General features: G+C 59.7%; 22 protein-coding genes and 1 pseudogene. 12 read left to right on the top strand and 11 right to left on the bottom strand.

Going from position 1 to position 22,275, the window contains the following annotated elements; genetic code table 11:
* Positions 1 to 86 precede the first annotated feature (86 nt).
* Entirely contained in the window at positions 87 to 2,321 is a 2,235-nt protein-coding gene (locus tag QFZ30_RS10330) for an amylo-alpha-1,6-glucosidase (protein ID WP_307075887.1), read from the bottom strand.
* Here QFZ30_RS10330 and QFZ30_RS10325 point away from each other — a divergent pair.
* The 3 genes from QFZ30_RS10325 (at position 2,218) to QFZ30_RS10315 (ending at position 3,372) form a co-directional block, all read left to right on the top strand.
* Entirely contained in the window at positions 2,218 to 2,628 is a 411-nt protein-coding gene (locus QFZ30_RS10325; RefSeq protein WP_307075885.1) for a glycoside hydrolase family 3 C-terminal domain-containing protein, read from the top strand. The two genes, QFZ30_RS10330 and QFZ30_RS10325, sit on opposite strands and share 104 nt — an antisense overlap.
* 264 nt (positions 2,629 to 2,892) lie before the next feature.
* Complete coding sequence (locus QFZ30_RS10320) at positions 2,893 to 3,072, top strand: fibronectin type III-like domain-contianing protein (RefSeq protein WP_307075883.1); 180 nt, start codon at positions 2,893 to 2,895, stop codon at positions 3,070 to 3,072.
* A 114-nt stretch (positions 3,073 to 3,186) separates the two neighbouring features.
* Positions 3,187 to 3,372, top strand: a complete 186-nt coding sequence (locus QFZ30_RS10315; RefSeq protein ID WP_307075881.1) for a hypothetical protein — start codon at positions 3,187 to 3,189, stop codon at positions 3,370 to 3,372.
* Positions 3,373 to 3,672: 300 nt separating this feature from the next.
* On the opposite strand, the gene QFZ30_RS10310 is transcribed toward QFZ30_RS10315, so the two are convergent.
* The 5 genes from QFZ30_RS10310 to QFZ30_RS10290 all read right to left on the bottom strand — a co-directional run bounded on the left by QFZ30_RS10310 (position 3,673) and on the right by QFZ30_RS10290 (position 8,649).
* Positions 3,673 to 4,464 (bottom strand): SDR family NAD(P)-dependent oxidoreductase, encoded by a 792-nt coding sequence (locus QFZ30_RS10310; RefSeq protein WP_307075879.1) that lies wholly within the window; start codon positions 4,462 to 4,464, stop codon positions 3,673 to 3,675.
* A 177-nt stretch (positions 4,465 to 4,641) separates the two neighbouring features.
* On the bottom strand, positions 4,642 to 5,463 hold the full coding sequence (locus tag QFZ30_RS10305) for a sugar phosphate isomerase/epimerase family protein (RefSeq protein ID WP_307075878.1): 822 nt from the start codon (positions 5,461 to 5,463) through the stop codon (positions 4,642 to 4,644).
* Between the two features lie 177 nt (positions 5,464 to 5,640).
* Complete coding sequence (locus QFZ30_RS10300; protein WP_307075876.1) at positions 5,641 to 7,053, bottom strand: MFS transporter; 1,413 nt, start codon at positions 7,051 to 7,053, stop codon at positions 5,641 to 5,643.
* Positions 7,054 to 7,459: 406 nt separating this feature from the next.
* Entirely contained in the window at positions 7,460 to 8,002 is a 543-nt protein-coding gene (locus tag QFZ30_RS10295; protein ID WP_307075874.1) for an AAA family ATPase, read from the bottom strand.
* Positions 8,002 to 8,649 carry a bifunctional 4-hydroxy-2-oxoglutarate aldolase/2-dehydro-3-deoxy-phosphogluconate aldolase gene (locus QFZ30_RS10290; protein WP_307075872.1) on the bottom strand — a complete coding sequence of 216 codons (648 nt, stop codon included), beginning with the start codon at positions 8,647 to 8,649 and terminating at the stop codon, positions 8,002 to 8,004. Before QFZ30_RS10290 ends, QFZ30_RS10295 begins: the two co-directional genes overlap by 1 nt.
* A 231-nt stretch (positions 8,650 to 8,880) precedes the next feature.
* On the opposite strand from QFZ30_RS10290, the gene QFZ30_RS10285 reads away from it, so the two are divergent.
* The 9 genes from QFZ30_RS10285 to QFZ30_RS10245 all read left to right on the top strand — a co-directional run bounded on the left by QFZ30_RS10285 (position 8,881) and on the right by QFZ30_RS10245 (position 17,392).
* Complete coding sequence (locus QFZ30_RS10285; protein WP_307080189.1) at positions 8,881 to 9,783, top strand: Gfo/Idh/MocA family protein; 903 nt, start codon at positions 8,881 to 8,883, stop codon at positions 9,781 to 9,783.
* Positions 9,776 to 10,771 (top strand): LacI family DNA-binding transcriptional regulator, encoded by a 996-nt coding sequence (locus QFZ30_RS10280; protein ID WP_307075870.1) that lies wholly within the window; start codon positions 9,776 to 9,778, stop codon positions 10,769 to 10,771. Before QFZ30_RS10285 ends, QFZ30_RS10280 begins: the two co-directional genes overlap by 8 nt.
* Positions 10,768 to 11,334, top strand: coding sequence for a VOC family protein (locus QFZ30_RS10275; protein WP_307075868.1), 567 nt, complete (start codon positions 10,768 to 10,770; stop codon positions 11,332 to 11,334). Before QFZ30_RS10280 ends, QFZ30_RS10275 begins: the two co-directional genes overlap by 4 nt.
* A gap of 3 nt (positions 11,335 to 11,337) precedes the next feature.
* Positions 11,338 to 12,228 carry a sugar phosphate isomerase/epimerase family protein gene (locus QFZ30_RS10270; protein WP_307075865.1) on the top strand — a complete coding sequence of 297 codons (891 nt, stop codon included), beginning with the start codon at positions 11,338 to 11,340 and terminating at the stop codon, positions 12,226 to 12,228.
* Positions 12,228 to 13,220: a Gfo/Idh/MocA family protein gene (locus QFZ30_RS10265; protein WP_307075863.1), complete on the top strand. Its 993-nt coding sequence runs from the start codon at positions 12,228 to 12,230 to the stop codon at positions 13,218 to 13,220. The genes QFZ30_RS10270 and QFZ30_RS10265 overlap by 1 nt, the downstream gene beginning before the upstream one ends.
* Positions 13,221 to 13,359: 139 nt before the next feature.
* Positions 13,360 to 14,610 (top strand): MFS transporter, encoded by a 1,251-nt coding sequence (locus QFZ30_RS10260; RefSeq protein ID WP_307080188.1) that lies wholly within the window; start codon positions 13,360 to 13,362, stop codon positions 14,608 to 14,610.
* Positions 14,611 to 14,850: 240 nt separating this feature from the next.
* On the top strand, positions 14,851 to 15,837 hold the full coding sequence (locus tag QFZ30_RS10255; protein ID WP_307075861.1) for a Gfo/Idh/MocA family protein: 987 nt from the start codon (positions 14,851 to 14,853) through the stop codon (positions 15,835 to 15,837).
* A 122-nt stretch (positions 15,838 to 15,959) separates the two neighbouring features.
* Entirely contained in the window at positions 15,960 to 16,709 is a 750-nt protein-coding gene (locus QFZ30_RS10250; RefSeq protein WP_307075859.1) for an SDR family NAD(P)-dependent oxidoreductase, read from the top strand.
* Positions 16,710 to 16,927: 218 nt separating this feature from the next.
* Entirely contained in the window at positions 16,928 to 17,392 is a 465-nt protein-coding gene (locus QFZ30_RS10245) for a VOC family protein (RefSeq protein WP_307075857.1), read from the top strand.
* Between the two features lie 130 nt (positions 17,393 to 17,522).
* Here the strand turns inward: QFZ30_RS10245 and QFZ30_RS10240 are convergent, their stop codons facing one another.
* The 5 genes and pseudogenes from QFZ30_RS10240 to QFZ30_RS10220 all read right to left on the bottom strand — a co-directional run bounded on the left by QFZ30_RS10240 (position 17,523) and on the right by QFZ30_RS10220 (position 21,395).
* Complete coding sequence (locus QFZ30_RS10240) at positions 17,523 to 17,753, bottom strand: ROK family protein (RefSeq protein WP_307080186.1); 231 nt, start codon at positions 17,751 to 17,753, stop codon at positions 17,523 to 17,525.
* A 63-nt stretch (positions 17,754 to 17,816) separates the two neighbouring features.
* Positions 17,817 to 18,005, bottom strand: a pseudogene (locus QFZ30_RS10235) (sugar phosphate isomerase/epimerase); the annotation flags it as partial.
* Positions 18,006 to 18,292: 287 nt separating this feature from the next.
* Positions 18,293 to 19,153, bottom strand: a complete 861-nt coding sequence (locus QFZ30_RS10230; RefSeq protein WP_307075855.1) for a carbohydrate ABC transporter permease — start codon at positions 19,151 to 19,153, stop codon at positions 18,293 to 18,295.
* Positions 19,150 to 20,082, bottom strand: coding sequence for a carbohydrate ABC transporter permease (locus QFZ30_RS10225; RefSeq protein WP_307075853.1), 933 nt, complete (start codon positions 20,080 to 20,082; stop codon positions 19,150 to 19,152). Before QFZ30_RS10225 ends, QFZ30_RS10230 begins: the two co-directional genes overlap by 4 nt.
* Before the next feature lie 59 nt (positions 20,083 to 20,141).
* Positions 20,142 to 21,395: an ABC transporter substrate-binding protein gene (locus QFZ30_RS10220; protein WP_307075851.1), complete on the bottom strand. Its 1,254-nt coding sequence runs from the start codon at positions 21,393 to 21,395 to the stop codon at positions 20,142 to 20,144.
* Between the last annotated feature and the right edge of the window lie 880 nt (positions 21,396 to 22,275).

Raw genomic sequence — 22,275 nt, 5'->3', positions numbered from 1 at the left:
GCGCGAGCTTCGGCGGTCGCAAACTTCAACTCGATCCGGTTCAAGGCCTTCGCATCAACGGAGAATCCGTTGTCCTTACCCGCTGGTTAGGGGGTAACGGGCGGCCAGTCGCTCGGCAATGCGGCTGACGATGTAGCGCTGTGGTGCTCGGTTCGGGTTAGGTTGAACAGATCTGAGAGTGGGGGTCGTGCGCCTAGATGGAGCTTTACGTGGTCCGGTAGCCCTTCGACTTCGACGGTGTCAGTGTTCATGTCCACGTCAATTGATAGCCGTGCGTGCCCTGCAAACGGTACGTTGTCCAGGCGGAAGTGGGTGCTTGGCGGTAGTGCGGGAGCAAGCCACAATTCATTCCAGATCAGTATCGGGTCAAACCTCAGCAGCAGTCTGATCAGGTGCACGGGTGCGGCGGAGGCCCAGGCCTGAGGGGAGCAAGAGGCAGGGTAGGGAACGGGCACGGGGTATCTTTCGCGGTCAAGCCCGCAGAACAATTCCGGCAGTCGGCCTCCGAAGTGGTCTGCGGCCTCGAGCAGGGCGTAGGCGAGCCTCTGTGCCTCTTCGACGAAGCCGTATCTCATCAGTCCTGCTGCAACTATCGTGCTGTCGTGCGGCCAGACTGAACCGTTGTGATAGCTTGCGGGGTTGTAGGCACCCATCTCGCTGGACAGCGTACGGATTCCCCAGCCAGTGAACATCTGGGGAGACATGAGGTGCTCAACAACGTCAGCGGCCTTGTCCTGATCGACGATTCCGGTCCAGAGGCAATGACCCATGTTTGAAGCGAGGGCGTCGACTGGTTTCTTGTGCTTATCCAGGGCGACGGCGAAGTAGCCGCGATCCGGTAGCCAGAAGGCTTCATTGAACGCTTGCTTGAGTTTTGCGGCTTTGGCGGCGCAGGTTTCTGCTGTGTCGGTATCTTCGTTGGTGAGCGCGATGAGTGCGCGCCCGAGGTATGCAGAGTACGCGTATGCTTGGACTTCGCAGAGGGCTATTGGGGATTCAGCGAGCGTGCCGTCTGCGAAGTTGATCCCATCCCAAGAGTCCTTCCAGCCCTGGTTGAGCAGCCCTTGGTCCGTGTAGCGCTGGTACTCGATAGAACCGTCGCCGTCCCGGTCGCCGTAGTTTTCCATCCACGCAAGTGCTCTGTCGGCGGCTGGAAGAAGTTCTTGGACTGCTTCGCTTTCCAGTCCCCATCGGTCTAATTCACCCAGGCCGGCGACGAACAGCGGCGTGGCATCGGCCGTGCCGTAGTAGATCCCGTGCCCGGCCAAGGCTTCCCCGGTGCCGACGCCCAGGCGCACTTCGTGGAGTATCCGTCCGGGCTCTTCCTCAGTTAGCGGGTTAACTTCCTTCCCCTGGTAGTCAGCCAGTGTTCTGAGCGTTCCCACGGCAAGCGAAGGATCCAGCAGGAGGGACATGTAGGAGGCGAAAATGCTGTCCCTGCCGAAGAGGGCCATGAACCAGGGTGCCCCGGCAGCGACAACTGCCCGGTCGGGGTGGTCGGGGTTGAAGATCCGCAATGAGCCAAGGTCCTCCTGACTTCGCCGAATCACCTTTTCAACCGCGTCATCACCCAGATCGGCGACCGGCATTGCCGCCCGCCATTCCGTAATCCGGCGAAACGACTCTTCGTGCTCAGGGTACTTTGCCTGCAGGGGGAGCTTATTGTCTAGCTTGCGTTCCCTCGCCGCCGCGGTGCTGGCCCGGTCCGGTAGCGGCACGGCCGTAATTGTCCACATGTATTCGCCGTGAGCGGGGACCGTCGCGGAGGATACAAGGCTGTGGTCTTGAACATGCGCTCCATGGCAGGTCACGAGGACGGCATGGTGATGTCCGTTCCACTCCGATTCCAAGGTCAGATGATCACCGTCAATATGACGCTTCTGTTTCCACAGGCGTGACCGGTGACCCTCCTTAACCTCAAACAGGTCGGCGAAATCGGTGTCGACCACGATGGCCATGCTGCACGGGCAAGGGGTCCGCGAGTAGTTCCGCACCGTAATCGTTTCAGTCAGTCCGGTACCGAGGATTCTTTCCCGTTCAACCAGCAGTGTGCTGTCGGCGCTTTCGTCGCTATGGACTCTGCCGATGAACTGGCCCCGATAGGGCTCCGGCGTGTTGGCTGAGAGCGCCTCGATAGCTCGCCCGTTGATGGTCAGGTTCCATTCCGCAATGAATCGTGTGTCATTGAAGAAGGCGCCTTGGGGGCTCCCCGCTGACATGTCGCCGTTGGCCGCTGAAATACAGAAGGAGGAGCCCTCGAGCAGTGTTACGGCGCCCGGGCCGGGGGATCCCGCGGCGTTGTCGGTGTTCCAGCCAGCCATCTTCGGACCTCCGTCGCCCCTGCACAGTACCGGCGGCCGACACACCCGAGCCCACTCGGAGCCGTTGGCGCCCCTAAATAAGTACTATCCCCACTTCCCATGGGTGAGGCAAGGTTCCTGCGCTACTACCCTCGAATTACCCGGACTGCAGGACCAGCTGGTCCATGCGGTCGCCGCAGCCAACCCTCGCACAGTAGTGGTGGTGAATTCAGGCCCGCCGGTTCTCATGCCATGGCGCCACGAGGTTGCAGCGACTTCGATCGGATACTTCGGGGGACAGGAATGTGGCAACGCCCTTGCTGAATGATCACCGGCCGAACCGAGCCAGGTGGCCGGTTGCCTACCACTTGGCCAGCCACCCAGGATGACGTGCGGGTGCTCAACGTAACTCCGGACGCGTATGGGAAACTCCGGTACGAAGAAGGAATCCACATTGGCTACCGAGCGTGGTTGAAGGCCGGAAGACAGCCCGCCTACGAATTCGGCTTCGGTTTCCTACACCGACTGGACCCTGCACAAAATTGTTGGCTCCGCACGGGCAACGGAACCGGGCGCAGTCGTTCCCGTCACCGTGACCTTGTCCAATACCGGCAGTAGGCCGGGCAAGCAGGTTGTGCAACTTTACGGGGAGCGGCCGGACTCCGCCATCGAACGTCCCGTTCGTTGGCTGATTGCCTCCGCCCCTGTTTGGGCAGAACCCGGACGGACAACCGCGGTGACCCTCAACGTCCCCACCCGCCTATTGGCGTAATGGGACAACGGGTGGACCTATGAACCGGGCGAATACATCCTCCGCGCGGGGTTCTCGGTCACAGACCTGCGGACTGCTCACACTGTGGTCCTCGAACCGTAAGAAGTTGCGGCAATGGAAAGCCCGCCCGGCCCGGTCGAAATTAAGGTCGAGGAGGCCACAGCAGTGGAACGGGCCATCGACGATGCAATCGCCTCAGTCAAAGAGGCAGCCGATCGACACCAGACAGGCGTAATGCTTACCCGAATCGCCCCCGGACGCTACGTCGTGCGGGCACGTCCGGCCGTACCCACGGACTAATCCGGCCACGACAGGCATAAGTCCGGGATCATGGCTCAACTGTCGCAGCCACTTGAAGTGATCGTAGATGGTTGCAGGTTGTTTTGGTATGCCAGGGCTCCCGGCGTCGTCGAGCCAGCGGACGGCGGAACGGCCGAGCGGGACCACCACGGCAAGCGAAATGGTGCTCTTCCCGGCATGTCGAGCCAGGGCATTTGCCTTCGTCTGGCGTCATGGTGGTGAGTGTCGCGGTGGCGGGGCTGACGTTTGTTACGGGGCGACGGCTACGTCACTGTCCGGGGTGCCGGTACAGATCGGGCTTCAGGATTTGGAGCTGGGTCGACCAGGAATATGGCTAAGAATAGACTTAGAGAATCCACCATCGACACAGATGTCTTGCCCGGTGACATAACCGGATAGAGGGCTTACAAGAAACTCGATCACGTTGGCAATGTCCATGGGATCGCCAATTCTTGCCAGCGGGATAATATCTTCCCTTGCCTTCTTGATTTGGGGATCGGCGTACATTTTTCCAGTCATCCGTGTGTGAGTCATGCCCGGGGAGACCACATTTACACGAATTCCGTCGGGTGCCCATTCCAATGCGAGTGTCTGGGCCAGCATCGTTAACGCAGCCTTGCTGGGGCTGTAGGCGCCTGATCCGGCATGTGGTAGCTGGCCGGACATTGAAGAGGTAAAACAGGCGGTGCCGCGGCTCTGCCTCAAATGAGGGTAGCTTGCTTTGGCAAGAAGCCATGGGCCGCGCAGGTTAACGGAGAACATGCTGTCCCAGTCCTCAACAGATAGGTCACAGATGGCAGCAGGGCTAGCGATTCCGGCATTCGCTACCAACGCGTCCAAGCCACCGAACTCCGCTACCGCAGCCTCTACCAGTCGACTTGGCACGTCGGGGTCGCCGAGGTCGCCTGCCAATGCGATGGCGGTACCTCCCATTGACTGGATGGAACGAACGACTCGCTCTTGGCTGCTGTTCGATTCGTGTCCACAGACGGCAATCATCGGGTGCACGCCCCGAGCCAGGGCCGCCTCTGCGATTCTCAGGCACGTAGACGCGCCTATGCCGCTAGTTCCGCCACTGACCAGTGCTCTCATTGCACAAACTCCTTATAACATCGATTTACATGAGAATTATTGTTGACTACCAGGATGTGGTAGAGAATTAGGGGCCGCAAACTAAGATCGCTTTGCAGTTGAATTCGCAACGTAGATCGATTCCTTTATTTTCTTACCAATCAGCGGCAGATGCAGCCGCCACCTCCAACGGCCGGGTCAATTGCCTAGTTCCCAGCCTCGATTTTTGAGATCCTGCATCGCCTTCTTGAATTCCTGCACGGGGTTCTCTTCGCGAATGATCTCAAGAACTACGTTATTGACGCCGCACGTTTCTCTGACGGCATTGCCCAATCTATTCCAGTCGATCACTCCAGTGCCGATTGGATCGTGGCCCCAGCTTTCCGTCCCGGTATCAGAAATATGCATAAGTCCAATTGATTCGTGGTTGGAGAGCAAGCTGTCTACGGGATCTTCTCCTATGTAGGCAGCGTTGGCGACGTCGTACACGATCTTGACTGCATCGTCGTTGATAGTGCTTACGACGCCTGCCAGGTCCTGGATGGTCGGGGTGAAGCAGTAGGGAGTGTTTTCGAAGAGTAGTCGTGTGCCGGCCTGTTTGGCCAGCGGAATTAGATTCTCCAGACTCTCGTACATCCACCCATAGGTCTTTTCGAGTGAAGGTGAGATCATTGGACGTCTTGTGCCGGGGGATATCACGACTTCGGGGACATCCCAGGCTGCGGCCAAGTCAATCACCGATTTAATGTGCTCGACGCTTTTGCGACGCATATTGGCGCCAGGGCTGGCCAAGTTGATGTCATATCCGCCCGCGTTCAGTGACCTGATTTTGGCGCCGTATTCATTGAGCCTTGCATGAGTTGCCGAACGCTCCGGGCCGGAGATTTCATCCGGCCAGCAATGTGGTGAGCTGATCGGAACTTCAAACGTTTTAAACCCGTTGTCGGCCAATTCAGCTATCGCATCAATTGCCGTAGATGACCATAGGTAGGAAAATGTATTAATAATCATTTGGTTCATTTGAAAGCATCCTCTCTGTTCTTCGCCTATGGAGAAAAAGTGTTTCATATATATAGCGCACTGTTTCGATCTTGCGAAGGGCTTCGCAAGCGCGGGCAAGGCGGCTCGACGAGACCTCGGGCAGACGCGCCCCTTCTCGCCTAGTCGAGCCGCCCAACTAATTGGTAATTAGCGTGCCTACCGGGAACGCCTCGCCCCGTCAGTGGCCGACGAAGTGCCCACGAGCAGGTGCTCACCTTCGAGTACCTCAGGGTCAGCAGGCGCCACGGTGGCACGGTCACCGCGGTCACCGGTTTCCGGGAGCGTGAAGTAGACGGCGAGGCAGAGGGCGACAATGACTGTCATGTAGATCGCGACGTACATGGGCTGTCCGGCGCCGACGAACGCAGCGGCGATCAGCGGTGCGGTACCACCGAAGACGGCAATCACGATTTGGTGTGCGAAGCCGATGCCCGATACCCGTACCGCAGCTGGGAACAGCTCGGCCTGGATGGTCGGGTACACCGACTGCCAGATACCGAGAACCACCCACCCGGACGCCGATACCAGAACGTAAACACCGAAGCCCGGCTGGTTCAGCAGCAGGAGCATGGGGTAGAAGAGAACGATCATGCCGATGGCACCGATGATGGGGAAGATTTTGCGTCGGCCGAGTCGATCAGAGAGCGCGCCGCAGGTCGGCACGATGATAACCAGCAAGGCCAGCCCGATAACGCTCCCGGCCAGGGTCGAGGCCAGGTCCCGGCCGGTGGTCAGCTTGGCGTAGGTGGGAAGGAAGGTGGCCCAGGTGTAGTAGGCCACGGCCGGGGCGGAGAGCGCTGCTGCCTGCAGCAGCGCCTTCGGGTGTTCGCGAAGCAGGTCCATCAGACGCGCCGGTGCGGACTTTTGATCGACGAGAGCACTGGCCTCAAACTCGGGGGTCTCTTCTGCCCGGGCCCTCAAGATAAGGCCGACGACGCCGAGGATGCCCCCCACGACGAACGGGATGCGCCAACCCCAGGCGGCGAGGTCCGCTGGAGAAAAGGATGCTGTCACGATCGCCGCGGAACCGGTCGCTGCCAGGGTCGCCAGGCCGCTTGCCATGTTGGTGAACGAACCGAACAGGCCCCTGCGGTTCGCGGGAGCGTGTTCCACCATGAATGCGATGGCGCTCTGCCCCTCACTTCCGGCCGAGATGCCCTGGATGATGCGTGCAACCAGAAAGAGAACAGGCGCTGCATAGCCGATGGTCGCAAATGAAGGTGTGAGGCCGATGATGAGCGAGCCGAGCGCCATCCCGGAGATGGACAGCGTCAGGATGAGCCTTCGGCCGAAACGGTCGGCCAGTGGAGAGATGATGATTCCGCTGAGCGGGCGTACAACAAACCCGACCGCGTAGGTGAGCAGTGCTGCGACAAGGGAGGCGAACGGGTCATCGCTTGGAAATATCTGTGATGAGAACACCGCTGCCAGGAGCCCGTAGATGTACCAGTCGTACCACTCCACGAAGTGGCCGATCGTGCCTGCCACGATGTTGCGGAGGCTACGATCGGGCGCCTTGAGACGATCGGATAGGCCCGGGCCGGCGAGGGCGTCTTGTGAGGTCTTCATTGAACTCTCCATATTTTCGCGTGTACTGAGGAGGGGTATTGGAATATTCCCGGACGTCTGAAACGGTGTGCGGGTCTCGCCCGGCTGCAACTCGGCTCGACGGGACAACTGCTGACTGCCAAGGCCAAGAGCCGGCGCAACGCGTAGGCGCTGCCTGACTTGCAGTGGGAAAGAACTGATCCAGCTTCCCCGTGTTTCATAAATGAGATCGGTTGCTGAGATCGGTTGCAAGCAACGATACGGATGAGGAGTGAGTCTTGTCAACGTTCTATGTGGTGGCGGCGCAGATTTCGAAGATGGGTCTTAGCTTCGAGGCAGACACGCGGGTTCAAGGGCGAGCCTCCTGTGTGCTTCGTTGATCATCGTGCGCAAGTCGGTGCCATTAATTGCCCGACGCCGGTTCACTTCAATCGACCGGAAGGGCCGCCTCATTGTTGAAGTCCTGGAAATGCACTCCGGACCAAGCGCACTCCAAGCTGCCGTATACCGACCAATAGTCATCCCAGTGGGCAAGTTTCCACTGGTCTCGCTCCAGTCCGCGGCGGGTGAGCCGCGTACGTAGAAGGTCTTGAGGTACCCGGACCCGTATGACGGTGATCGCGGGCGACGGCCATTGGAATTCTTCTGCCACACGACTCAGATAGTCTGGGTCTCCGAAATAGGCTCCAAAGGGAGCATCAAGGACCACTGACCGGCCGAGACGCAGGTTTATCCCCGCCACATCCATGAGAGTCTCGTACTCGAGGGGCAGCAAATTGTCGCGATAGTAGTCGTTGGCCTCGCGGTCGGTGGGATCATGCCCGGTAGCGGTCAGCGCGAATTCGACGAAGCGGCCACTGACCCGGTCCTTGTCTAGGTACGCAGCCTCATGCTGTTTTGCTGTTTGCTGGGCAATGGTCGTCTTTCCGGATCCGGCAGGGCCGATGACAATGAAGACACGAGGGGACATTATTTGCGGGCCTCTGCTACTGCTGCAAGGAACGCCCGCGCTGCCTCAGTGACGTGGGTAAAGTCGCCGTCCGGTTGCCATGCTTTTGTCACGTAGCTGCCCACGCCGACGCCGGCCACGCCCGCCGCGAACCATTCGCCTACGTTTTCCAGGGTTACGCCACCTGCCGGCATGATCGGCAGATGTGCGAGCGGGGCGAGGACTGATTTGGCGTAGGGGATGCCGCCGGCTTCGGTGGGGAAGAGCTTGAGGATGTCGGCGCCTGCCTCGGCGGAGTTAACAAGCTCAGTGGGTGTATAGGCGCCGCTGATTGTCGGCACCTGGTATCGGTTCGCGGTACGGATCATCGCTGGGTTCAGCTGAGGACTGACCAGGAACTGAGCGCCGGCCCGAATGCATTCGTACGCTGAGTGCTCGTCCAGCACTGTTCCGGCACCGATTGCCACGCCGGTGGAGCCGTGTTTGGCGGCGAGCCGACGGATCACGTCGACAGCGCCTGGAATTGAAAGTGTGATCTCGAGGGCCCGGAAACCTCCTGCGATGGCAGCTTCCGCAACGCGCTCGGCAACCTCCGCGCTCTCCAGCCGCACGATAAGGACGGCCCCGGACTCGTCGATAGTCTGCAGGGTGCGAAGTTTCTTATACATGTTGGCCTCTCTCTGGCCGGGTATCTCTTACTTCTTGAGCTGCCCGACCCTTGCTGGTGTTTGGTTGTCGTTGACAAACTCTCCCACCATCCATAGTGTTATTGCAACCGATCTCAGCAATCGATCTCATACAAGGGGGTATTGCGGTTGCCTCACACACGCACAATCATTCTTGGTGCTTCCCATTGGCATGTTCCGCTCTGCGCGCCGGCCATTGCCGAAGAGCACGAGGTGATCGGAGTCAGTGACGACGACGTATCCCGCGTGCAGGTGCAGGACCTGGCCGAAGGCTGGCGGTCGCCGGTTGAAGCCGACTGGCAGAAGCTGGTTGATCTCCCCGACGTCGGACTCGCATATGTCTTCGGCCCCCATGAGGGGATGGCTGAAAAGTGTCTCGCCCTGATCGCGCGCGGTATTCCGTTCGTCGTGGAAAAGCCATTGGGCACTTCCCTTGACGAGCTTTCTGCCGTGCGTCAGGCCGCCGAGGCAGCTGGCGTGCCTGCCACTGTCCCCCTGGTCCAGCGCGGCGGACCCACAGATCAATGGCTAGCCAAGGCAGGACGGCCCGCTTACCAGCGAACCTCATTTATTGCTGGTCCACCGTCCCGGTATCTCGACAATGCCAATCCATGGATGCTCGACCCGCTCAAGGCGGGCGGGGGTTGCCTGGCCAATCTGGGTCCGCATTTTGTCGATCTGTTCCTTAGGGGCAGTGGCGAGACTGCAGCACATGTGGACTCCCGGCTCTCATCGGTTCTTCACAGCCAGGCTGTTGAGGATCATGCCAGCCTCATCATCACGACACCGGACGGCCGCGAAGCCATCGTGGAAGTTGGCTACGCATTCCCTGGCTCGCCGCTCAAGCGCTACTGCAGCTTCACCTCGGTCGGTGAGGCAGGATTCGCCTCCGTTGATTCGGACGGTACAGCTACGTTCACGGCATTGGATGGCACCACGGAGGTCGACAAGATCAATGTGGATAGCGACCCTCTTTACGATCCGTTCGTGCGGAGCGTCGCCCGAACGCTGGATGATGGATTCCGGGGCCTGCCGACGCTGGCCCAGCTCGAAAATGTCATGCGCCCCATTTGGCAGGCCTATGACGACCAGCACGGAGGAAGAGAACATGCCTGATCTGAGTATCGACGTCGTTGCAAAAGCTGCCGGTGTCCATCGGTCAACGGTCTCCCGGGCGTTCTCACGCCCTGAGGCGGTGAAGAGTGAAACACGCGAGCACATCCTCCGGGTCGCCGAGGGACTCGGCTACACGATGAGTCCACTCGCCCAGGCGCTTCGCCGAAAGACCAGCACCTTTATCCCGCTGATCGTCCCTGACATCACGAACCCGTTCTTTGCAGAACTTGCCAAGACGATGACACAGGCAGCTGACGACCGCGGATACCAGCTACTGCTCTGCGTCACCAACGGGGACCCGGCCAAAACCGACGGATACTTCACCGCCATGCAGGCCATGTATGCCCCCTTCGGCATCGTCGCGCCGTCCACAAAGGTCGATACCGAGGCCATGAAACGCTTCGACTTCGGCCACAAGGTCGTGGTGATCGACCGGGTTGAAGGAGACGATGCCGTCCCAACGGTCACCGTCGACAGCCGCCGCGGAATCATGATCGCCCTGGAGCACCTGCACTCTCTGGGGCACACCTCGACCGGCTACGTATCCGGCATCGCCGGAACGCACACCGCCCAGGACCGGATGGACGCGTATTTGGAGCTGTCCGCCGAGAGCGGCAGTGCACCTGTCGTGCTAGACAGCGGGTCGGATCTGGATGCGGGCACGCGCGGGGCAGAACATTACCTCGAGATGGACAATCCTCCAACGGCAATCATCGCGGCCAATGACATGGTGGCCTTTGCGGTCATCTCGGCACTCGGCCAACGTGGCGTACGGGTACCGGAGGACGTGTCGGTCATCGGCTTCGACGGTCTCGCTCTCGGCGCCCGGTTCAACCCTCCTCTGACCACGGTTCGCCAGCCGATCGCCGACATGGGACACATCGCCATCGAACTGGCTGAGAAGCAGAACATTGACGGCTCCGTGGACCACATCGTCCTCGAACCTCAGCTTCTGGTCCGCGGCTCCACCTCTGGACCACGCAAATGACCAGGGGACAGGAGTCAGCGCTCCGGCGTCTGCCAGGGCTCCAGCACACAGACCACGTCGGCCTGACAGTGCCAAACCTTGAGGAAGGCATCCGCTTCTTCGTCGAAGTCCTCGGAGCTGAGGAGCTCTACCGCTCCGAACGCGGGCCGGACGAAGAATTCATGCCCACAAACTTCGAAGTCCCGGCAGATGCCAAGCTCACGCTCGCAATGTTGCGCCTGCCACCAAACCTCAACATCGAGCTTTTCGAATGGAGCAGCGCTGAGCGGCGTGATACCCCGCCGCGGCACTGCGACGCCGGCGGCCACCACCTGTGCTTCGTCGTGGACGACGTCGACGAAGCGATCGTAGTACTGCAGGCAACACCTGGAGTACGCGTGCTCGGTGAGCGCAAAGAAGTCGGCGGCGACAGCCCCCGAGTAGCCGGCAATCGCTGGACATACTTCATCACCCCTTGGGGATTGCTGATGGAAATCGTGGATCGATCCCGCGTCGCAGCCCCGCCCCGGCTGGTCGGTCCCACGGACTGGGCAGCACCTCCAAACACTTCAGAAAGGACATAAACAATGCGGCTAGCCGGTCACACACTAGGCACCCCGGACCACACGGTTCCCCAAGCACTTGATCTATTCCGAGCCGCAGGGCTCGATGCCGCCGAAGTCATCTACCAGAATGACTACAAATCAGGATTGCCATTAGGTGACCGGAGTGCCGCGATGGAGGCAATGAAAGCGGCCGAAACCGCAGGGATACCCATCGTAGGTCTGACGCCTTACACGACCGCCATCAACTCGCTGGACGACGCGGAATGGCGCACAGCAGTCGATGAATTCCGCGGCGCCATAGAAACCGCACACCTGCTGGGCGCTGACCGGGTCCGTGTCTATGCTGGTTCGTGGCACCCTGGGGACAACGATCACGCCGCGCGTTGGGGCAAACTGCGTAAGGCGCTGGAGGCCCTCGCGCCCGAAGCCGGCCAGGCCGGCGTTCGCCTTTGCGTGGAAAACCACTTCGGCACCATGACCCAGACCGCGGCAGACACCGCTGCCCTTGTCCGGGAAATTGCCCATCCGGCCGTCCGCGTTCTCTATGACCAGGCGAACCTGACATTCACGCACGACGAAACGTACGAACAGGCCTTCGCAGTTCAAGGTGACCTGATCGGTCACGTTCACGTGAAGGACCTCGTCTTCACGGATCCCAACGCGGCCTTCCGCGCCACGGAAACAGCCCGAGTCAACGCTTCCGAGCGGGCGGTCCGGTCGCGGGTCGTCGGAGGCGGCGTCGTTCCATGGTCGGACATCCTCGCCGCGTTGCTGCAGCATGGCTACGACGACGTGCTGAGCATCGAACTCGAGTACCGTTGGCACCCGCAAGACCTCCCCGCGCCCGAGGACGGATTCCGCGAATCCGCCGCCGTCCTGCGCTCAATGCTCTCTGAAGTGAGGAATGCCTGATGACCACCAACCGTCTCCGTGTCGGAGTTGTCGGCGCGGGCAATATCGCCACCATTGCCCAATTGCCCACCCTCGTCCAACGCGATGATGTCGAGTTGGCCGCTCTGGTGTCCCGGCGTGAGAATCCAGGCAACCTGGTCCGGCGCTGGGGCTTCAACGCCGCCTACAAAACGGTGGAGGACATGCTGGATTCGCAGGAGCTGGATGCAGTATTCGTCCTCACGCCGCGGTCCGAACACGCCCATGCCGTCCAGCTGTGCCTGAACCGTGACGTCGACGTGTTCTGCGAAAAGCCGTTGGCTCCGGCAACCGATGAAGCAGAACGTCTTGCAGATCTCGCCGACGAGCGGGGCCGGATCCTGATGGTGGACTTCAACCGCCGCTATGCGCCGGTCTATACCGCCGGTCGGGAAGTCTTTGGCGCCAAAGGCGCCACCTTCTGCGTCGCCCAGAAAAACCGCCCTGGATCGGAATACCGTGCGACATTCGAGAACGCCATTCACATGGTCGATCTCCTCCGCTGGTACTGCGGCGGCGAAGCGGAGGACGTCGCCGCCCACGCCGCAGGTGATGACCCTTGGGAGGAAGACGGCGTCGCAGCAACTATCCGCTTCAGTACCGGGAACACGGGCGTACTGATGGCAGCCCGTACGGCAGGAGCATGGAACGAAAAACTGGACGCCTACGGCGACGGAAAGACCGTCGAAGTCAGGGCGCCGGAGACGGTTTCGACCACTGTCAAGGGCGTCACCACCTCGCGGGAACTGAGCGCCGAGGCCTACGGTTGGGCTACAGCCACCGAAACCTTGGGGTTCTCGGCGGCCGTTCATCATTTTCTGGACCGGGTTGCTGACAGGGCGCAGCCACTTACCTCAGGCCGGGAAGCTGTCCATACCCAACGCCTTCTCGACCGGATTCTCGCTGCCGCCGGTTTGCCGACAGAAGAGCAAGCCGGCCGGGAATGGGCCAGCCACGCAGTAAACGGAAGCTAACAACCAGCCGAGCTCGCCCATTCTCCACTGCACTTCCAGTCCTTGATGCGGGCACTGTGGACCCGTGGCCTGAACAAGCCTGCGGAAAATAGGAGGTGCCAACATGGCTCGACTTCGCCTCCGTCAGGGCAGCCCACACATCGGGGGAGCAGGGAGACAACCGTTCCGCGGCCGGCTCACCGCGCTTGCCGGCATCCTGCTGGTCGCGTTCAGCGCCAGAGAAGCGGTTTCGGCGGTGTCCCCACTCCTTGGTCCAATCAGCGAGGACCTTCCCCTCGACGCGGTGACGACGGGGATCCTTGGGATGCTGCCGACCGCCGGCTTCGCAGTGATGGGCTTCCTGGCTCCGCCGCTCCTCCGGCGTATCCAGCTCGAACACCTGCTACTGGTTGCGATCCTGCTGACAACACTTGGTCAGGTCGGCCGCGCACTGGGATGGAACATCCCGGCATTTTTGGTCTTCACCTGGATCGCCATGCTTGGGATCGGGATGGTCAATGTCGTGATTCCGCCTCTGCTGATGAAGTACTTTCCCGACAAAACCGGGATCCTCGCAGCGCTCCACATAACCCTCCTGGGCGCCAGCACGGCCGTGGCCGCCCAATTCGCCATACCCTTGAGCAATCCTTATGGCTGGCGGTTCTCCATCGGCATTTGGGCGGCCCTCAGCGTGGTCGCTGCGATGCCTTGGCTGATTGTTCTTGCAGGCAAGCGCACTGTTGCCCGCTCCAAGACATCACCAGCCAACGAAAGGCCATCTCCCCTTACGAACCCGATCAAACCCTGGAGATCATCAATTGGCTGGGGTGCAGCACTGATCTTCGCGGGTTGCTCGAGCAATACTTTTGCGGCGCTCAGTTGGCTTCCGGCTGTTCTTATCGACAGAGGAATGAGTCAGGAAACCGCTGGATCAATGCTGGCGCTCTATTCAATCCTCACCGTGCCTGTCGCCTTGATTGTGCCTCTGGTAGTGGTGAGAATGCCTCGCCCGCTACCCGTTGCAATCCTGTTTGTCCTCGCATTCGCCATCGGTTACGGAGGCATCCTCTTTGCTCCACCAGGCTCTGCAGTGGTCTGGGTCGTCATAGCCGGACTTGGCCAAGGCGCGTACGCCTTCGCGTTCACGATGATCAATAAGCGAACACGAACGCAATCCGGCTCAGGGATCCTATCCGGGTTCGCCCAGGGAGTCGGCTACGCCCTTGCAAGCGTTGGCCCGTTCTTTTTTGGTCTCCTGCATCATCCCGGGGACGGCTGGCTGCCCTCGTTCGGCATGCTCGGAGCGTGGCTCCTGGTGCTTTCGGCAGGAGCGATGATGATCAACAAGCCGCGCTTGCTCGAAGACGCCTTCCTGGTGGTACAGCCAGGCACCAAAGAAGCAAGAAACTGATGCAGAGCCTGACTGCAGCAGATACACAACCGGAATCAGCTTCGCTGACAACCGAGACCGCCGGGCCCCCGAAAACCTGAACCACGTAGATCCTTGACAGACCCTTTTTGCGACCCTATGTTTATTGCAACCGATCTCAGCAACCGATCTCACTAGTTTTAAGAAATGCAACCGATCTCAAAGGAGAGACTTTATGGTCACCTGCTTCGTCCCTGGCAGCATCTTCGGCGGCCCGATATCATGACCGCGACGGCACATGCCCCGCGCGTCGCCGTCGTGGGAGCGGCCGGCTGGGCCGGATCACGGCACGCGCGGGCATTCGCCGCGGCAGGTGCCAATGTCACCATCCTTGTGGAGAAGGACGGGCGCGGCGTCGCCCTCGCTCAGGAGCTGGGCGCACAGTTGGTGCCCAGTACCGCGGAACTCCACCCCGAACACCTTGACCTGGTAGTCGTTGCACTGCCCACCACCATGCAACCGGTCATATGCGCAGATCTGCTTAACAGGGGATTCCGTGTGCTGACTGAAAAGCCGGTGGCCGCAGATGCCGAAGGTGCTGCCGTCCTGGCTGCCGCTTCCGGGGTGCACGAGAGACTCATGGTCGGGTATACGCTCCACCACCATCCCGCCGCAGCACTGGTCTCTCAATGGATCAGGAGCAAGAACGTGATCGCCGTGTCTGTCCGTTCCGTCGCCCACAAACAGAACGTCCACTCATGGCGCGCTGACCCGAAGGAGGGCGGCGTCGCTGTAGTGAATGGCATTCACGCCATCGAATTAGTCTCATCATGGTTCGACGGCGACCCAAGAGTACTGGCCAGCAGCGCCAGCAGCAGCCTCTATGGGTCGCCGGTGCCGGAGCACGTCATCTCCACCCTCGAATTTCCTGAGGGCGTCATGTTCACCATGCAGAGCTACTGGTCTCCGTGGCAGGAGCCTCAAGGACTCAACCAGGGCGACTGGAGCCTCACCATCGACGTCCTGGCCACTGAGGGCCGGATGTTATGGTCCAACGACTCCCTTCACATGTGGGAGCGTGACGGCGGCCAGTACGTAAAGACCTTTGGCCCCTCCGACCTCTTCCTTCGCCAAGCAGAGACGGCGCTGAAGTTTTGCACGGGTGGAACACCTGCAGTCACATTCGCCCAGGCACTCCGCGCGACAGAAATCGCCGATGCACTCCTGGCAGCGGCACCTTCCCGCGCTGAGGATGTGGTCTCCCCGTAACATCTCAAAAACCTGACCGTCGACTGAACAACCATAACTAAGGAATTAGACATGAAGCGAGCAACCCACGGCCGGACCGCAGGAGAACCGCGGCGCAGCCGCATCCAGAGTGGGGAGAACCGATGAGCCTCAAAGACCAGGTGGTTCTGGTAACCGGATCGAGCGGGGGAATCGGCGATGCTGCTGTCAGCGCATTCGTAGCCGCAGGCGCCCTCGTCGTAGGCGCTGATCGTTCGCCCAAGGAGGACCAGGCGCTGGGGGCCTTCCATCCTCTCGACATCACGTCCGAGCAACAATGCGCAACGGTTATCCAGGACATCAAAGCCAGATTCGGCCGCATCGACGTCCTCGTCCATGCAGCAGGAGTGCTCGGCACCACGCCGGACATTATGGAGACAACCACAGAAGAGTTCGACTCCATTCTGAGGATCAATGCCTCTGCAACGTTCTCGATGGTACGAGAGACAGCAAAGTCAATGCTTGAGTCCGGCACGGCCGGCGCCATCGTGGTCTTATCCTCCGTCGCGGCCAAAGAAGCACGCCTGAACTACCTGCCTTATAACGCGAGCAAGCTCGCAGTCCTACACATCATGTGGTCATTCGCAGAATTACTCGGGCCTCAGGGCATCTCCGTCAACGCCGTCGCACCAGGCCCGGTGAACACACCCATGTGGGCACAGTTTGCCAAAGATTCAGGCCCGGATGCGGCTGCCAACCGGGCGAAGAGGGCAGCGCAACTGCCGATGCGCCGGTTTGCCGAACCCGACGAAGTCGCCCGCGCCATACTCTTTCTGACCGATCCCGACAACCGCTACATCACCGGAGTGTCTCTCGATGTGGCCGGCGGAGCACACCTGGGAATAGGAACCTGAACCCCCTGCACGGTGCCTTGCAATCAAAGAGGCCCCGTCACACACCTTTTGCAGGTGGCAACCCAGCGTACACATACGCCAGGCAAGCCCAGCACCGACCCCTCAAGGCTGTGTCTGAGCAATCCCAGCGAAGTCTAAGTCTGAATCTACGAGGAGAAATCGATATGTCCGTTCTTTTGGTCCAGTTCAAGCCCCTCGGGAATGTTTAGGTGAGAGAAATGAAAACTGCGATTCGACATCATCACACTGCCCTGCACGTTACGGACATGGAGCGCAGCGCCCGGTTCTACGTGGAAGGGCTTGGCCTTGCCCGCTTGAAAGCGTGGACATCGGGCCCATACGTCGGCGAACTTTACGGCCGTCCGGACGTTAAGGTCAAAGCACTAATGCTCTCAACGGGTGACGGTACCTTCAACTTGGAGCTGGTCCAGGTTGAGGATCCGCCACCGGCCGTCAACCCATCAGAGGCGCAGCCGGGGACTGCACATCTTGCTTTTACCGATATTGACCTGCGCAAGGTTTACGCCAGAATGACAGCGCTCGGGTACAGCGCTTTGTCCGAACCGGTCGCACCCACGTCGGGCCCGGTTGCAGGAGGCTTGCTGATCTACCTGCTCGATCCAGACGGAAATCGTGTGGAGCTAATTCAGCCGCCAGACTGGCTGCCAAGCGACAACTCTTGAGCTGTCCGCACCCGGGTAAAGATGCTCGGAGTGCCTAGCGCCAGGTGACTAGACTGGGAAAACCAGGGAAACAGCGCATGGAACGAGGAGCGCGGCTTTAGGATTCCGGCCGAAACGGGTCCGCCACTCATCAACCGAGCCTTGAGTCTTTTCGATAGCAATGACACCTTTGCCGAGAAAGCCGATGTATTGGCAAGTCCGTGGCATGGACTTGCTGCGACACCAAGGCAACGAGACACCCCTTGTTTCCGCAAATACACGGAAAATCTATGCCGCGTGGAATGGGGATGTGTCCAATGGCGCCAGCAGTGCCCTTCATTCCGCGAAGCAGAGTGCCACGGTCAATCAGCCCCGCGCCAATGCCGGTGGGAGAATCAAACAGCGATCATTTTCGTCGCGGCAGGCCTCAACAGGTGTTCGCCGTGCCCCAAGAGCGGGAGCCGACGTTGGCTTCGTGGCGGAATTCGAGCTCATACCAGCGCCAGGCCTCAAGACGGTCTCCGGAGACGGCGATTTAAGGGCCGTCGTAGCCCCATCCTGAGGCGAGCTTGCCGTCTTCGTCGAGGGGAAGATTGGCCCACTGGCAGGTGGGCAGGGCGTTCGGGCGGTGCATTGGTCAGGCTCCTTCGCCGGCGTTGGTGTTGATGTTGGTGTTGAACGAGATTCCATGAAGGGACAGGCGGTGGGGCCTGGCTCGTCTACACGTTGAGCTCTTGCCCGTGAGTTCCAGCGCATTCGGCCCCCGCGGGTACTTAAGACGCGGGCTGAGGGGCTTGTCAGAGTTTAGGGATTGCAGTTCCGGTGAGTTGGTCGCGAAAGGGCACGCCACATGACCGCTTGGAAGCGGCCATGTGGCGTGCTTTTCTAGGTTGGGCCTGGGCAGCAGAACTCTTGCTGTAGTTATCCCTTGACACCACCGGACGTCATGCCGGCAACAAACCAGCGCTGGAAGGCCAGGAAGATTGAGAGAACGGGGATGAAAGCAACGACGATGAATGCAGCGAAGAGTCCCCAGAAGCTACCGAAGCCAGTGGTTATATACCGCACGATGCCGTTCTGGACGGTCTTCATGTCTTCTGTGGTGGCGAGGACGGTGCCTACAAGGAAGTCGTTCCAGACGAATACGAAGATGAAGATGGCTACGGCTGCAATGCCGGGACGGATGAGCGGGAGGATGATGCGCCACAGGATCTGTGGCCGGGAGCAGCCATCGATCGCAGCCGCTTCCTCTATCTCAACGGGAATGTTCTCAATGAAGTTGCGCAGGAACAATATGGTCTGCCCACAGATAATGGCCGTGTAGACGAGAATCAGCATCGGATAGGTGTTAATCAAGGCTGTCCTGACGAACATGGAGTACAGGGCGATGAAGACCACGATCGCGGGAACCATCGACAGCACCAAGATCCCGGTCATCAGAGTTTCCATGCGGCGGCTTCGGTACCTGGTGGCGACATATGCTGCCGGGATGGAAATCGCCAACGCGAGGGCGATGGAACCGCCGGCGTAGATGAGGGAGTTAACAAAAAATCGAATGTTTGTCGAAGTCAGTATGCCCGCAAAGCCCTCGAATGAGATCGGGTCCGGAATCCATCGTGGCGGGAACTCAAGGGTGTCCGAGCCGGTTTTCAGCGAGGTGGATACGATCCACGCGACCGGCGGTAGTACGATCGCGGCTGAGAGGAAGACGTATGCCCAAGCCGGAACGGCCCGAAGGAGGGCGCCTACGCGGCCTTGGCGGCGCGAGGTTGTGGTGCTCACAGGCTTTCCTTCCGTCGGAAGCGAATGGCGACAAGAGTGAGGAGAATGTTTACGGCGAAAAGAAGGATAGCCGTTGCTGATGCCCCGGAGAGATCGAACTTGTCGAACATCTGGTTGTATACCCGCATTGACAGCGTCTCGGTCGATCCGATGGGGCCACCTCGTGTCGTTACCAGGATGATGGTGACCATCTGTACATAGAGCATGAGCAGAACGATCACCACGGAGACGATGGTGTTGCGCAGGTAAGGCAACGTGACGTTGACAAATGCGTGCCGAATGCCCCCTCCGTCCACTTTGAGGCTTTCGTACAATTCCACTGGAATGGTTTGAAGGGCGCCTAGAAAGAGAAGCATGGCTTGCGGGTAGGACCACCACGCCGTCATCAGAGTCACCGCAACGAGCGCACTATTAGGGGACGAGAAGACATCAGTAGGACCGAACCCAAGGGATTGGGTGATAGCTGAGGCTGGCCCGTAATTAGGGTTGAGGAACCAAAGCCAGATTGTTCCTGCTGTGGCCTGGGACATAAGCCACGGCAACAGGAAGAGGCTGCGGACGGAGCGCTTGAACCGATGCAGGTTGTTCAGCACAATCGCAGACAAGAGTCCCGCGGGCAATGCAATGACCAGCGCCCCGAGCGAAAATACAAGGGTTGTCCAGATGCGGGCGGGCAGGTCGGAATCTGAGAACAGCTTGGTAAAAGAGTTCAGACCAGAGAATTTGCCGATCTGGTAATACGAAGTCTCGTGAAGCGCCGTCCATGCAGTGTAGATGAGCGGTCCAACAAAGACAAAGAGAAACACGGCACTGACGGGGACGACGTACAACCAGACCATGCGGTCCTTACGAGCCCGGCGGAAAGCCTGGATGCCTGTGGGTGGAGTGGCCGTCTGAGATGAAGTGCGGGTCGGGCTGTTTGTTGACATTATCTCTCCCTTCCGGGGGGAGCCTGATTTTTCAGACTCCCCCCGGACGTTGGGGGCTATTACTTGTTGGCCGCATCCTGGGCGGAACGGATAAACTCGCTGCCCGATAGATTGTTGAGGGTCAGTTTCTGTCCGGCCTGGGAGAGCCCGGTGGCCAGCGAGGTCCAGTTATCGGAATATGTGCGGGGTTCGCTGTTGCTCTTGACATAGGCGGCGATGTCGTTCACAACCTTCGCTTCGGGCGTGGAGAAGAATGGCTGCTCATAAGTGGCAGCGCGTGTGGGAACCTCGCCGCCGGTGGCCATCTTTGCGCCGGCTTCGGGTCCGGTCATGTATTCGATGAACTTCCAGGCAGCCTCTGTATTTTTGCTCCCGTTGCCGATTCCGAGTGTCCATCCAATGGTGGTGCCCGTGGTGTCTCCAGTAGTTGCCTTCGGCAAGGTGGTCCACTTGACGTCCGGGTTCTGGGATGCGAACGAAACGATACGTTCGGTGCCCATGACTGACATTGCGACAGTGCCGCTGGCCATGCCGTCTGCTACGGTGCCGTACGTGTCGGAAACGACGTTGCTACCCAGTGCCTTTGCGTCCCGGAGCTTGGCAAGGAAATTGCCAAACTCCTCGCTTTTCTGGGTGGCGAAATCTGCCTTCCCGTCTCGAGTCCATATTTCCTGATCGACCTGCGTCATGAAGCAGTTGAAGAAAGTGCTGATGATGGCTGAGTTGTCAGTGTCCGAGAATCCGGTTCCGAACCCGGTGAATCCAGCTGCGGCAGCTTTCTGTGCAACGTCCACGACTTCGTCGTAGGTGGTCGGAGTGGCCGCACCGATCTGAGACAGGATTTTCTGGTTGTAGTACAGGGCGCAGGTGCGGTATTCATACGGCACCGCGACCTGCTTGCCGTCAGGTCCCGCAAAAGTGTCGGTGGGGCGGAGCCAGTCAGTGACCTCGGACGCAGCATCAGGCAGCGGCGAGTAAACGCCAGCGGAGGCCATCTGGGGCACGATCGGGGTGAACATCTTAAACACATCCGGCGCCTGACCGGCCGCTGCTGACTGCGGCAGTCTGTTCAACATATCGCCCAGGGAAACCACCGAGAGATTGATCTTGATGTCAGGGTTTGCCGCCTCGAAGTTGGCGATGTTTTCCTTCAGTGCCTTCGATCGCGGATTGTCTTGGCTGGGATCGAGGAAGTCCCAGTAATTGAGCGTCACCGGCCCCCCAGATTCCGGAGTTGAGGGGGAGCAGCCGCTGAGGGCAAGGCTAGCTACGACTGCTGTGACGAGTGCCAAGCCCCATCGCTTCTTGATCATGAATCTCTCCTGTGTGCCGGGTTGCTGATGCGGGAGCATGCCGTACTCAAAACGACGCCTGCTGAATGTGGGGCTACCGAAGGTCCGGGGATGAGCCAATTGATCATCGAGTCTCTCCTTTGAGATCGGTTGCATTGACGAGCAGTGAGATCGGTTGCTGAGATCGGTTGCAATAAACATAGGACTGCAGGAAGGCTCTGTCAAGGATTCTTTTAGTGCGGATCTTGGGGGTCCGGAGTTCTCGATCGTCATCGAATATTCTTGTTTGTGTTCTGCTGCGATCGGGCTCTATCCGTTTCTTGCTTCCTTAGAGGGCGTGCCAGCTCCCGTGTCGGTGTGCGGATCCAGGAAATCCCTTTAGTTACGTGCGCGGCTGCAACCTCGACGACGTAGCCAGCGAACTCATGGCCGAGGCTATGAGGCCCTGTTTCAGGTTCGGACCAGTCATGGAGACGGTGTGTATGCGTTGTTCGTGCCATGAAAATCCTGTGGTCGACGTCGGCGTCCATGCGGTTGGATGTCCTGCTGGTGAACTCATGTGGGTCCTTGGCTGTGCTGGTTACTTCGAATCAGTGGGATTGGTGGCGACCGCGGGCGGGATATCCTGCGGCGGCACGGCTGACAGTTGGTTGCAAGAGCCGAAGAGTGGCTTGGTATGTTGTGCCGCTGGCTGTGTGCTTGCCAACCGGATAGGTATCACTACTCGCAAGCGGTTACTATGCGGCAGCCCAGGGAAGCGCCGCTAAACAATGCAACTGAGGTATGTGTTCGCAGGAGCTTCAGCGCACTTCTGTGCTCTGTGCTGTGGCGCGTCTCGCCGATTTTGGGGCGATGGCTCTTGGGACGGTGCGGGCGGCGACGGCCAGGGTGAAGGCTGTTG

Source organism: Arthrobacter pascens (genome assembly GCF_030815585.1).
In the GTDB taxonomy this organism is placed as follows: domain Bacteria; phylum Actinomycetota; class Actinomycetes; order Actinomycetales; family Micrococcaceae; genus Arthrobacter; species Arthrobacter pascens_A.
This window is presented reverse-complemented; position numbering and strand designations above follow the sequence as displayed.

Excerpts from the sequence above, each read along its gene's own strand:
- QFZ30_RS10325 (WP_307075885.1), top strand. The coding sequence starts at position 2,218 with ATGTCGCCGTTGGCCGCTGAAATACAGAAGGAGGAGCCCTCGAGCAGT.
- QFZ30_RS10330 (WP_307075887.1), bottom strand. The coding sequence starts at position 2,321 with ATGGCTGGCTGGAACACCGACAACGCCGCGGGATCCCCCGGCCCGGGC.
- QFZ30_RS10315 (WP_307075881.1), top strand. The coding sequence starts at position 3,187 with ATGGAAAGCCCGCCCGGCCCGGTCGAAATTAAGGTCGAGGAGGCCACA.
- QFZ30_RS10310 (WP_307075879.1), bottom strand. The coding sequence starts at position 4,464 with ATGAGAGCACTGGTCAGTGGCGGAACTAGCGGCATAGGCGCGTCTACG.
- QFZ30_RS10305 (WP_307075878.1), bottom strand. The coding sequence starts at position 5,463 with ATGAACCAAATGATTATTAATACATTTTCCTACCTATGGTCATCTACG.
- QFZ30_RS10300 (WP_307075876.1), bottom strand. The coding sequence starts at position 7,053 with ATGAAGACCTCACAAGACGCCCTCGCCGGCCCGGGCCTATCCGATCGT.
- QFZ30_RS10295 (WP_307075874.1), bottom strand. The coding sequence starts at position 8,002 with ATGTCCCCTCGTGTCTTCATTGTCATCGGCCCTGCCGGATCCGGAAAG.
- QFZ30_RS10290 (WP_307075872.1), bottom strand. The coding sequence starts at position 8,649 with ATGTATAAGAAACTTCGCACCCTGCAGACTATCGACGAGTCCGGGGCC.
- QFZ30_RS10280 (WP_307075870.1), top strand. The coding sequence starts at position 9,776 with ATGCCTGATCTGAGTATCGACGTCGTTGCAAAAGCTGCCGGTGTCCAT.
- QFZ30_RS10275 (WP_307075868.1), top strand. The coding sequence starts at position 10,768 with ATGACCAGGGGACAGGAGTCAGCGCTCCGGCGTCTGCCAGGGCTCCAG.
- QFZ30_RS10270 (WP_307075865.1), top strand. The coding sequence starts at position 11,338 with ATGCGGCTAGCCGGTCACACACTAGGCACCCCGGACCACACGGTTCCC.
- QFZ30_RS10265 (WP_307075863.1), top strand. The coding sequence starts at position 12,228 with ATGACCACCAACCGTCTCCGTGTCGGAGTTGTCGGCGCGGGCAATATC.
- QFZ30_RS10255 (WP_307075861.1), top strand. The coding sequence starts at position 14,851 with ATGACCGCGACGGCACATGCCCCGCGCGTCGCCGTCGTGGGAGCGGCC.
- QFZ30_RS10250 (WP_307075859.1), top strand. The coding sequence starts at position 15,960 with ATGAGCCTCAAAGACCAGGTGGTTCTGGTAACCGGATCGAGCGGGGGA.
- QFZ30_RS10245 (WP_307075857.1), top strand. The coding sequence starts at position 16,928 with ATGAAAACTGCGATTCGACATCATCACACTGCCCTGCACGTTACGGAC.
- QFZ30_RS10225 (WP_307075853.1), bottom strand. The coding sequence starts at position 20,082 with ATGTCAACAAACAGCCCGACCCGCACTTCATCTCAGACGGCCACTCCA.
- QFZ30_RS10220 (WP_307075851.1), bottom strand. The coding sequence starts at position 21,395 with ATGATCAAGAAGCGATGGGGCTTGGCACTCGTCACAGCAGTCGTAGCT.